At 36.6% G+C, this 10,394-nt stretch carries 8 protein-coding genes, 1 tRNA gene and 1 pseudogene; 4 read left to right on the top strand and 6 right to left on the bottom strand.

All coding sequences use genetic code 11. From position 1 onward, the window contains the following. Nucleotides 1-178 precede the first annotated feature (178 nt). Together GNY06_RS07510 and GNY06_RS07505 are read right to left on the bottom strand one after the other, a co-directional pair. Entirely contained in the window at nucleotides 179-376 is a 198-nt protein-coding gene (locus GNY06_RS07510; RefSeq protein WP_166519496.1) for an IS1 family transposase, read from the bottom strand. 31 nt (nucleotides 377-407) lie between these two features. After that, complete coding sequence (locus tag GNY06_RS07505) at nucleotides 408-722, bottom strand: cation:dicarboxylate symporter family transporter (RefSeq protein ID WP_166519495.1); 315 nt, start codon at nucleotides 720-722, stop codon at nucleotides 408-410. 427 nt (nucleotides 723-1,149) lie between these two features. Here GNY06_RS07505 and GNY06_RS07500 point away from each other — a divergent pair, with 427 nt between their 5' ends. Next, on the top strand, nucleotides 1,150-2,127 hold the full coding sequence (locus GNY06_RS07500) for a YpdA family putative bacillithiol disulfide reductase (RefSeq protein ID WP_166519494.1): 978 nt from the start codon (nucleotides 1,150-1,152) through the stop codon (nucleotides 2,125-2,127). A 37-nt stretch (nucleotides 2,128-2,164) separates the two neighbouring features. Here GNY06_RS07500 and GNY06_RS07495 read toward each other — a convergent pair whose 3' ends face one another. The 3 genes from GNY06_RS07495 to fbp all read right to left on the bottom strand — a co-directional run bounded on the left by GNY06_RS07495 (nucleotide 2,165) and on the right by fbp (nucleotide 6,178). Further along, nucleotides 2,165-3,835 (bottom strand): glutamine--tRNA ligase/YqeY domain fusion protein, encoded by a 1,671-nt coding sequence (locus tag GNY06_RS07495; RefSeq protein WP_166519493.1) that lies wholly within the window; start codon nucleotides 3,833-3,835, stop codon nucleotides 2,165-2,167. A gap of 239 nt (nucleotides 3,836-4,074) precedes the next feature. After that, nucleotides 4,075-5,100: an o-succinylbenzoate synthase gene (locus GNY06_RS07490; RefSeq protein ID WP_166519492.1), complete on the bottom strand. Its 1,026-nt coding sequence runs from the start codon at nucleotides 5,098-5,100 to the stop codon at nucleotides 4,075-4,077. 55 nt (nucleotides 5,101-5,155) lie between these two features. Beyond that, a complete protein-coding gene (fbp, locus tag GNY06_RS07485; RefSeq protein WP_166519491.1) occupies nucleotides 5,156-6,178 on the bottom strand; it encodes a class 1 fructose-bisphosphatase in 1,023 nt (340 codons plus the stop codon). Between the two features lie 148 nt (nucleotides 6,179-6,326). Between fbp and GNY06_RS07480 the strand changes: the two genes are divergently transcribed. The 3 genes from GNY06_RS07480 to GNY06_RS07470 all read left to right on the top strand — a co-directional run bounded on the left by GNY06_RS07480 (nucleotide 6,327) and on the right by GNY06_RS07470 (nucleotide 9,594). After that, the gene (locus GNY06_RS07480) at nucleotides 6,327-7,565 is read left to right on the top strand and encodes an aspartate kinase (protein ID WP_166519490.1); all 1,239 of its coding nucleotides are present in this window, start codon (nucleotides 6,327-6,329) and stop codon (nucleotides 7,563-7,565) included. Between the two features lie 6 nt (nucleotides 7,566-7,571). Next, the gene (locus GNY06_RS07475; RefSeq protein ID WP_166519489.1) at nucleotides 7,572-9,416 is read left to right on the top strand and encodes a lysophospholipid acyltransferase family protein; all 1,845 of its coding nucleotides are present in this window, start codon (nucleotides 7,572-7,574) and stop codon (nucleotides 9,414-9,416) included. A 105-nt stretch (nucleotides 9,417-9,521) separates the two neighbouring features. After that, nucleotides 9,522-9,594: transfer RNA gene (locus tag GNY06_RS07470), tRNA-Phe, on the top strand. 401 nt (nucleotides 9,595-9,995) lie between these two features. Here the strand turns inward: GNY06_RS07470 and GNY06_RS14230 are convergent. Continuing rightward, nucleotides 9,996-10,394: pseudogene (locus tag GNY06_RS14230) on the bottom strand (T6SS effector amidase Tae4 family protein); the annotation flags it as partial.

The raw sequence follows: 10,394 nt of genomic DNA, 5'->3' as shown, positions 1-10,394 counted from the left end.
GAATCTTTTTCCAAATCTATCAACAGCAATCCAGATCCAACCGTGTTTTTTTTACGCCCTATATAAGTGTGCATTTCATCTAACTCTACCACTTTTATTTCCTTAGATTCACATTGCAATGATTGTATTTCTTAACCAAAACTACGAATCCAATTCAAAATAGTGACATTGCTAACATCTAAAATCCTGCCGATTGATCTAAAGCCCAAGCCTTCAAGATAAAGTTGAAGCGCTTTTTTCTGATTGTTTTTGAATATTCACCCCCTCTTTTATATACCGTAAAATTAAATCCACAATTTTTACATTTGTATCTTTTAAGATTCCTGACAATACCGTTTTTTACTTTTTCAGACTCATGACATTTTGGACAATCCATTGTTTTTTTAGTAAAGATAAAAAAAACTATCCTAATTTAGCAATATTATAAATCCAATACTGAATACAGCAGAAATAATCACTAAGCATAAAAAGGTAAATAACATGGCAGATATTATTTTCCCAAGTTTTCCTTTTTGTTCAATATCCGAAATTGAAGTGACAATAGCAAAAAAAAACAGAGGGGTAATCGTTATAAAGAGTAAATTGAGAAAAATATCTATAGGCTTTAGGTAGTTCACAGCACTAGGGAAGCATATTCCTATGATACTCCCAATAATAATGCCTCCCAAAAGTAATATACTATTAGAATAGCTTTGCCAGAAAGAATGTTGGATTATTTTCATATTAAAAAAAATATATAAATATAAATACAAATTAATAGAAAATATTTTACAACCCATTCATCGTGTTTTAGCGATTATCCATATGAGATACTCAAATTTCTGCTTTCCTACGGCAAGCTTATGATAGTCTTGAGCGAAGATAAGGCAAGGCCTGATGTAAATAATGCTTATTTATTGATCCTTATGTTGCGTTTTCTAATGTTGTTTTTACTAAACGAATTCGGTAAAAATTTCTTCGTGGAGTTTTGTTCTCTATTTTTCAATGTAAATGGCAGCCATCCGATAAGGTGTATTAGAATCCGTTTTTAATAAAAATCCATTAGAACATAGAAGAAATGAATCAAGTTCACCAAGCATAAATTGGGAACAAACAAAATATAATGAATATTCGATAGCACAAATCTATAGATTGCTGTAATTTTGTCGTATGAATACTTACGATCTTATCATTGTAGGCGGTGGGCCTATAGGATTGGCTTGTGCACTGGAAGCTAAAAAAAAGAATCTTACTTATCTTATACTGGAGAAAGGAACCATTGTAAATAGCCTGTACCATTATCCTTTATATATGCGTTTTTTTTCATCTTCGGATAGATTAGAAATTGATGAAATACCCTTTCTTTGTGCTTCCCCTAAACCGGGAAGACAGGAAGCTTTGGAGTATTATCAAGGCATTGCTCATAGAAAAGACCTCAACATTCACCTTTATGAAAAAGTTATAGATATTGTCAAAAATAAGGGTATATTTCGCGTAGTTTCCTCAAAAAATGAATACACAGCACAGCACGTTATATTGGCTACCGGATTTTATGATAGTCCAAATATTATGCATGTAAAGGGAGAGCATTTAGCTAAGGTAAAACATTACTATAGCGAGCCTTATCCCTATTCCCGACAAAAAGTAGTCGTCGTGGGGGCTAGTAATTCTTCGGTGGATGCGGCACTCGAAATTTATAGAAAAGGAGGAGATGTAACCATGATAATCCGTGGCGGTGAAATTGGAGAAAGGGTGAAATATTGGGTGCGCCCCGATATTGAAAATCGCATTTCCGAAGGGACTATAAAAGCTTATTTCAAGTCTGAAATTACCGAAATTAAACAAGAGAGTGTGGTGTTTAGAGATCAGAATGGTCTTATTCAGGAAATTGAAAACAATTTTGTACTCGCCTTGACAGGGTATCTTCCGGATTTTGAGTTCATCAGTAGGATAGGGGTGGAATTAGAAGGTGACAGTCAGATTCCTTATCATCATGATGCTACGATGGAAACCAATGTGCCAGGGCTTTATCTTGCAGGGGTCGTTTGTGGAGGTAGGAACACTCATCTTTGGTTTATTGAAAACTCACGCATTCATGCCCGTATTATTATGAACGCCATTGTAGCGAATAAATTAGGAGTAAATTAAAAAAAGCAGTGAATGTTTCACTGCTTTTTAGATGATCTTAAGGTTTATAAGAATCCTTTAAAGTGACAGTCCGGTTGAAGATGAGTTTTTCCACAGAAGAGTCGGGGTCTTTGGTAAAGTAACCTATTCTTTGGAATTGGAGATGCTCGCCTATAGCAGCCTCTCTCAAGCTAGGTTCAGCAAAGCCTTCTACAGTGCAAAGAGAGTCAGGATTAATAAACGCTAGAAAATCGGTTTCTTTTTCAGCATCGGGTTGTTCTACGGTGAAAAGGCGCTCATAGAGTCTTGCTTCCATAGGAATGGCATGTGGAGCCGATACCCAATGTAAGGTCCCCTTCACTTTTCTTAAGCTTTCTTCGGTACCACTTCCCGATTTACTTTTTTCATCATAGCTAGCATAGATAGTAGTAATTTCGCCTTTTTCATCTTTATCTACACGTTCCGCTTTGATGATATAAGCGGATTTTAGGCGCACTTCGCCGCCTAATTTAAGACGGAAGAATTTATTGTTGGCTTGCTCTTTAAAATCTTCTCGCTCAATGTATAGCTCTCTTGAAAATGGAATTTTTCGTGTTCCGGCATTTTTCTGTTCGGGATTATTTTCCGTATCCAGCCATTCTTCGTTCCCTTCAGGATAATTCTCAATAACGAGTTTTACAGGATCCATAACAGCCATTACCCTTTGGGCTTTTTTATTGAGATCTTCCCGTACAAAAAATTCCAGTAGCTGGATATCGATGAGGTTTTCGCGTTTGGCGACTCCTATACGTTCAATAAAGTTTCGGATTGCCTGGGGAGTATATCCCTTTCTTCTTAGCCCTGATACCGTAGGCATCCTAGGATCGTCCCAACCTGTAACCACATTTTCAGAGACCAATTTTTGAAGTTTTCTCTTAGAGGTGATCATATAAGTGACATTCATCCTGGCGAACTCCCGTTGCTTAGGCAGTGTTTTATTCTCTTCTTTTACTTGCTCCAAATACCAATTGTAAAGCGGTCTGTGGTTTTCGAATTCCAAGGAGCAAAGAGAGTGAGAAACCTGTTCCAGGTAATCAGATTCTCCATGTGCCCAGTCGTACATAGGATAAATCTTCCATGCTGTTCCTGTTCTATGGTGGGGCTTATTTAAAATACGATACATCACCGGATCTCTCATGTTCATATTGGGAGAGTTCATGTCGATTTTTGCCCGTAGCGACATTTTTCCACTTTCAAATTCTCCGTTTTTCATTCTTTCGAATAAATCTAAAGACTCTTCTGCGGGTCTGTTTCTATAGGGAGATTCAATCCCAGGTTCAGTAGGGTTTTTACGCTGTTCGGTAATCACCGCTGACGCTTGTTCGTCCACATAGGCTTTTCCATTTTTTATCATTTCTACAGCCCAGTTGTATAACTGTTGAAAATAATCTGAGGCGTAGAGTTCTTTATCCCATGTAAAGCCTAGCCATTCTACGTCTCTTTTGATAGAGTCTACAAATTCCTGTTCTTCTTTTTCAGGATTGGTATCATCAAAACGTAGATTTACAGGAGCATTATATTTTTCGCCGAGACCAAAATTAATACAAATAGCCTTGGTATGTCCGATGTGCAAATAACCATTGGGTTCTGGTGGAAAACGAAAACGAATTTTATTTCTTTCCAGGCCATTTGCCAAGTCTTCCTCGATAATTTGCTCAATAAAATTGAGAGATTTTTTTTCTTCTTCCATTGAGATTTATTCTAAAGATGCAAATTTAACCATTTTAATCGGTTATTACGAATCTTAATAAGCCATAGTTGACGAATCGGAAGTGCACCTGAATCTAATGAAATAAAAATTAATCAGGATTAACCAAAGCATCAGGAATCAAGTGCTATATCTTGAACATTTGTCTTGTGGCCGGCAAGGATAGTGCTATGGAGTGGATAAGATAAAAATGGGACAGAAGACTGAATACCATGTTAGATTCAGATCTTAATCTCTGCACAACTCATTTTCATCCATAAATGTTCGCCTTTTAATTCTAGCTGAGCTAGAGTATTGTTGGTGAATAGCGCTCCGGTGCCTAAACCTTGATGCATCGGATTTTTTTTGGTATAGGTGTATTGTGCAATAGCATTCAGACCTATATTGCTTTCCAAGGCAGAGGTAATCCACCATCCAATATGGTAGCGTTCTGCTAAATCAATCCACTCGTCCGAACCGGAGAATCCCCCTACCAGAGAGGGCTTTAATATGATGTACTGGGGGCGCAGACTTTTTAAGAGTTGTTCCTTCTTTTCAGGACCAAATACGCCGATAAGCTCTTCGTCTAAGGCTATTGGAGTAGGGGTGTGGGCACATAAGTAGGCCATATCTTGCCAGGTTCCAGCTTTTATAGGTTGTTCTATAGAATGTATTTCCAACCTTGCCAGTTCTTTTAACACGCTTATAGCTTCTGCTGTAGTAAAGGCACCATTGGCATCTACACGCAGTTCCAGTTCACTGGCGGGAAATATACTGCGGAGTTCTTCCAATACTTTTTTTTCCACCTTCCAATTGATGCCTATTTTTAGTTTGAGACATTTAAAATTTTCTTTAAGCTTTTTTTCAATCTGCGCTTTCATAAAGTTGAGTTCTCCCATCCAGATAAGTCCATTGGTCGGGATACTTTCTTTGGCTTTTGTAAAATCACTCGGGAAATAGAGGTTTCCTCCATATTTTAGATTGAGCATGGCTTGTTCATATCCTATCCAAATAGAGGGATAACCTACAAGTTCTTGTCTTAGAAATTCATAGTCAGCATCAATGTTTTGGCAAAGCCATTCTAACTTCTCTTCATAGAGGGGGACATCGTCGTAACTTAATCCTCTAAAAATACCACATTCTCCAATGCCTTTTTTTTTGTTTTTTTCTATTTGGAGAAAAAAAGTATCCTTGTGGGTGAGTACACCTCTGGAAGTCCCTCCGGGGCGTTTAAAAATAAGCTGATAAGGGTGAAATTCTGCTTGCATGAAAGAAATTTACTCGGCTATGCCCGTTCAAATTGGAAAGAGCAGATTTTTATTTTTACAGTTTTGTATCAATGGCATTCTTCATACACTCTTCGGCCTGGGTAACCATTGATGCGCTGCCACAGAAAAAAGGTACGCGTTGATGGAGTTCTTTAGGGGAGATATCTAAAATTCTTTTAAATCCATCTGAAGCTTTACCTCCGGCCTGTTCGGCTAAAAATGCCATAGGATTACATTCGTAAAGCAAACGCAGTTTTCCGTTTGGAGAGTTAGCGGTAGACGGATATATATAGATGCCTCCTTTTAATAAATTTCTATGGAAATCAGCTACTAAAGAGCCGATATAACGTGAGGTGTAAGGACGATCTTCTTTTTCTTCCTGACAATATTTGATATAGTCTTTTACTCCCTGTGGGAATTTGCTGTAATTACCTTCATTGATGGAGTAGATATTCCCTTTCGTAGGGAATTTAATATCAGGATGGGATAAATAAAAGGTCCCTAATGAGGGATCTAAAGTGAATCCATTCACGCCATTTCCAGTGGTATAAACAATCATGGTGGAAGAACCATATATTATATAACCTGCGGCTATTTGATGCTGGCCTTTTTGTAAAAAATCTTCTAGCTGTACTGGGGATCCGGGTTTCGTTACCCTCCTATAGATAGAAAAAATAGTACCTACCGAGACGTTTACATCTATATTGGAAGAACCGTCTAAGGGATCCATTAGAACTACGTATTTGCTCATATGGGCATTTTCGGAGGCTTTTATTTCGATAAACTCATCATTTTCTTCAGAGGCTATGCCACAAACTACTTCGCGTTGTGAAAGAGAGTTAATAAAGATATTATTGGCCAATACATCCAGCTTTTGCTGGTCTTCTCCTTGTATATTGGTACTGCCTACCTGGCCTAGGATATTGGAAATTCCGGCCTTATTGACTTCGCGGTTTACCATTTTAGAGGCAAGGCGAATAGCGCTTAATAAACGGGACAATTCACCTGTAGAGTATTTAAAATCTTCTTGTTTATCGATAATAAACTCTCCAAGAGTACGAAATGATTGTTCTGACATTATACTATAGAATTTAGATTTTTCCAAATTTCGGAAAAATATACCAAATATGCCTTTTTTTATTTTTGATTGATTTTTAATACTTTTGACAAATTTTTATATTCAGAAATAAAAAGGAGAGATATTTAACATTAATACCTGAAATACAATGAAAGTTTTCAAATTTGGAGGGGCTTCGGTCAAGGATGCTGAGGGGGTGAAAAATGTTGCCAGAGTTTTGAAAAATCAAGGTTTTGAGCAATGTATGCTTGTTGTTTCCGCCATGGGAAAGACAACAAATGCATTAGAAATAGTGGTGGAAAATTATTTTGCGAAGGGCGATTATAAAGCCCAAACCACTCAAATAAAACAGGCTCATATTGATGTTGCTAAAGGGCTTTTTCCGGAAGGTCATACGATTTATGGAGATATAGAAGAATTTTTTTATGACATAGAATCATTTTTAAGAAGAAATAAATCACCGAATTATAATTTTGTATACGACCAAGTGGTTAGTTGTGGTGAAATGATATCGTCTAGAATTTTGTCTGAGTATTTGGTTCAGGAAAAGCTCATCAATACCTGGTTGGATGCCAGGGATTATATCAAAACGGATGTTGGTTATCGGGAAGGAGAGGTGGATTGGAAACTTACGGAGGAAAATGTTAAGCAACTTAATACAAAATATTCTTTTGTTACTCAGGGTTTTATAGGTTCTGATGCTAATAACTTTACTGTGACTTTAGGCCGCGAGGGTTCCGATTATTCAGCGGCGATCTTTGCTTATTGTCTGGATGCAGAGCAAATGACGATTTGGAAAGATGTGCCTGGAGTGATGACCGGAGATCCAAGAAAATTTGATCAGGTGGAGTTGTTAGCAGATATATCGTATGAAGAGGCGATAGAGATGGCGTACTATGGCGCCTCGGTTATCCACCCAAAGACCCTCCAGCCTCTCAAGCAAAAATCCATTCCGTTTTTTGTGAAATCTTTTATAGAGGACGATAAACCCGGAACAAAGGTTTCAGAAGATATCAATTATCCTAGAAAAGAGAGCTATATACTAAAGGAAAATCAAACTTTTATGACCATTGAAACCCGGGATTTTTCTTTTATAGCCGAAGATCATATGAGTTTTATTTTTGGATTGTTGTCTAAATTTAAAATTAAAGTATCTTTAATACAAAATACAGCAATTTCTTTGGCTTTATGCTTAGAAGATAAATTTAAAAATAGTGGAAGGCTGAACGAAATTTTATCAGAAAAATTTAAAACACATTTAGTGCCGGATGTAGCCTTATTCACGGTCCGAAATGCAAATATGAATGATGTTGAAAAATTTTATGAAAACAAAAATGTATTGATGGAACAACTGGCTGTCAATACCTTACAAATGGTAACAAAATAATTGAGAATGAGCTTAGTAAGTAAGGAAGACTTTATTAAGGCGGCTGGTTTAGAAAATATGGGCTTTTTAAAAAAACCTGTGGCAGAAGCGATGATGAAAATTGTGAAAATCGATAAACTCAACAGGGTATATGATAAATTAAAAAATAAGGGAAGTCATAATTTTTTAGATTCCTGTTTGCAGGAGCTTAATGTAAACTATAGGGTATTTGCAGAAGATTTGGCTAAGGTTCCCAAATCCGGACCTTTTATACTGGTGTCGAATCATCCTTTAGGAGGTTTAGATGGAATATTGATGGCTAAGATTATTTCCGATATTCGGCCAGACTTTAAGATTATGGGAAATTTTCTTCTGTCTAAAATACCAGAGATGAGCCCCTATATTATTCCTGTTAATCCTTTTGAAGGGCGTAAAGAGGTGTTTAGTAGTTTTAGCGGTATGCGCGCAGCCATGAAACATTTAGAAGGCGGGGGTTGTTTTGGTGTATTTCCTGCCGGAGAGGTCTCTAATAAAAATAATAGATATAATGAGATTTTAGATAAAGATTGGGAATTTCCAATTTTAAAACTGATCCAGCGCATGAACGTACCCGTATTGCCCATGTATTTTCATGCAAAAAACAGTCGTCTTTTTTACAGTTTATCTAAACTTCATCCAGATCTACAGACTCTTATGCTGCCCTCAGAGATGATGAATAGTCGAGAGAAACCGATTAAAATACGAATAGGTAAATCTATTTTACCCAGAATACAAAAAGAATATGATACACCCGAAGAGCTAGGAGAGTTCCTCAGAAAAAAGGTGTATATGATGAAATCCTATTTCGATAAAAGGAAGCGAATTACCGACTATCTTAAAATTCCGAACCTCAGTAGTAAATTTCAGCTGACTCAAGATGATCATGTAGCCCATAATATTATATCCGAGACCAGTAAAGAACATTTAACAGGAGAAATAGAGCATTTGCGAAATACCGAAGGAAAATTGTTGTTTTCAAATGCTGCTTATGAAATATTTTTTACCAATGCCGATGAAATTCCTTTTGTAATGAGAGAAATAGGAAGACAGCGAGAGCTTACATTCCGGGAGGTAGGAGAAGGGACGAATATGCCTTTTGATTTAGATGAATATGACAAACATTATCATCATCTTATTCTGTGGGACAGAGAAGAAGAACAATTAGTCGGAGCTTATCGTATGGCCTTAGGAGCTGAGGTAATGAAAAAATATGGAATTAACGGTTTTTATACCAGTTCTCTATTCGATTTTGATCAGGAATTACAGCCTTTCTTTCGTAAAGTGATTGAAATGGGAAGAGCCTATATTATGAAGGGGTATCAGCAAAAACCTTTGCCACTCTTTTTACTGTGGCGAGGTATTGTACACGTGTGTTTAAGAAACCCTGAACATAAGTTTTTGATGGGAGGTGTTAGCATTAGCAATAAGTTTTCCGATTTTAGTAAGACCCTGATGATAGAATTTATGCGCTCTCATTATTACGATTCCGTAGTTGGCCAATACATTCATCCAAAAAATGAATATAAGGTGAAGCTTAAAGAAAGAGATAAGCTGATGTTTTTTGAAGGTTTAGATAACGATCTAAACAAGTTCGATAAATTAATTGACGACTTTGAACCAGAAATGAGAATGCCTGTATTGCTTAAAAAATATATTAAACAGAATGCAAAACTGGTAGCCTTTAATGTAGATCCTAATTTTAATGATGCTATCGATGGATTGATGTATATTCGGATTAGCGATCTGCCCGAAAGTACCATTAATCCTGTGTTAGAAGAGATGAGTGAGTATTATAAAGATTTTATTGAAAAAAAAGGCGTTGATAATCAATAATATGTTGATTTATTTTGAAAAATATACAAAAAAACTTGCGCAGTATGCAGAATGTGTATATCTTTGCATCACTAAAAAACAACGAAACAACGAGTTTTTAAGAATGGTCTCTTAGCTCAGTTGGTAGAGCAAAGGACTGAAAATCCTTGTGTCCCTGGTTCGATTCCTGGAGAGACCACAAACCGCCCCGATTATCGGGGCGGTTTCTTTTTTTGAGAACATTGTTAAGTGAATCATTCCCTCTTAGAGAGGTAAAAAGAACCGACGAAAGCATCCATTGAAAGACTGATATGTTGATGGTTTATTTACATTTAAATTTTTACAGTTTCACCCATTAACAAAGCATTTGTTGTACTTACATTATTTTCATAGAAATGAAGATACTAATGTTTTTGGCATTCTTAAAAAGGAGATATCATGGTTTATTTAGTTTTAGAAAAAGCAGATTGTAGGCTATTTCTATCCTATAATCTGTTTTTGAACCACACTTTGTTTTAAATTTTGAATATTCTGCTAATACACCAGGTTTACTATCCGTATCGCTTTATTCACCGGTACTCATCGCCTCGGGCATACACCTCACGATAACCGCCAAAACCATATTTCTACTCCTCTGCTTAAAAATCCAGAAGTTCCACCTTGCATTTTGTATCCGTTCCATAGATCAATATGGTCTGTTGGTCCCCAACCATCTTTTATAAAAATAAGGCCTTTCTTTCCGTAAAAGTCGTCACTTGACATCTTTGGGTGATCTTTTCTTTTGTACACTCTCTTTATTCCAAATATTGTGTATTTTTTTTAAATCCAGTCCGCAAGCTCCTGTGCCCGCAAAATATGTCTTGGATTATGGTCAAACCAACAGCGGGCTCCTCTGAACGAGCTTAAATCAACCTTGCTTTTTTCCAAAGCAACTCCCATTCTTATAGCACATTGATTTTGAAAATTGCAGGGGTAAGATCTCTTTCCAGGGTGATTGTT

The sequence above is a fragment of the Elizabethkingia argenteiflava genome, assembly GCF_009904105.1.
Lineage (GTDB): Bacteria > Bacteroidota > Bacteroidia > Flavobacteriales > Weeksellaceae > Elizabethkingia > Elizabethkingia argenteiflava.
This window is presented reverse-complemented; position numbering and strand designations above follow the sequence as displayed.

Excerpts from the sequence above, each read along its gene's own strand:
- GNY06_RS07510 (WP_166519496.1), bottom strand. The coding sequence starts at position 376 with ATGGATTGTCCAAAATGTCATGAGTCTGAAAAAGTAAAAAACGGTATT.
- GNY06_RS07505 (WP_166519495.1), bottom strand. The coding sequence starts at position 722 with ATGAAAATAATCCAACATTCTTTCTGGCAAAGCTATTCTAATAGTATA.
- GNY06_RS07500 (WP_166519494.1), top strand. The coding sequence starts at position 1,150 with ATGAATACTTACGATCTTATCATTGTAGGCGGTGGGCCTATAGGATTG.
- GNY06_RS07495 (WP_166519493.1), bottom strand. The coding sequence starts at position 3,835 with ATGGAAGAAGAAAAAAAATCTCTCAATTTTATTGAGCAAATTATCGAG.
- GNY06_RS07490 (WP_166519492.1), bottom strand. The coding sequence starts at position 5,100 with ATGCAAGCAGAATTTCACCCTTATCAGCTTATTTTTAAACGCCCCGGA.
- fbp (WP_166519491.1), bottom strand. The coding sequence starts at position 6,178 with ATGTCAGAACAATCATTTCGTACTCTTGGAGAGTTTATTATCGATAAA.
- GNY06_RS07480 (WP_166519490.1), top strand. The coding sequence starts at position 6,327 with ATGAAAGTTTTCAAATTTGGAGGGGCTTCGGTCAAGGATGCTGAGGGG.
- GNY06_RS07475 (WP_166519489.1), top strand. The coding sequence starts at position 7,572 with ATGAGCTTAGTAAGTAAGGAAGACTTTATTAAGGCGGCTGGTTTAGAA.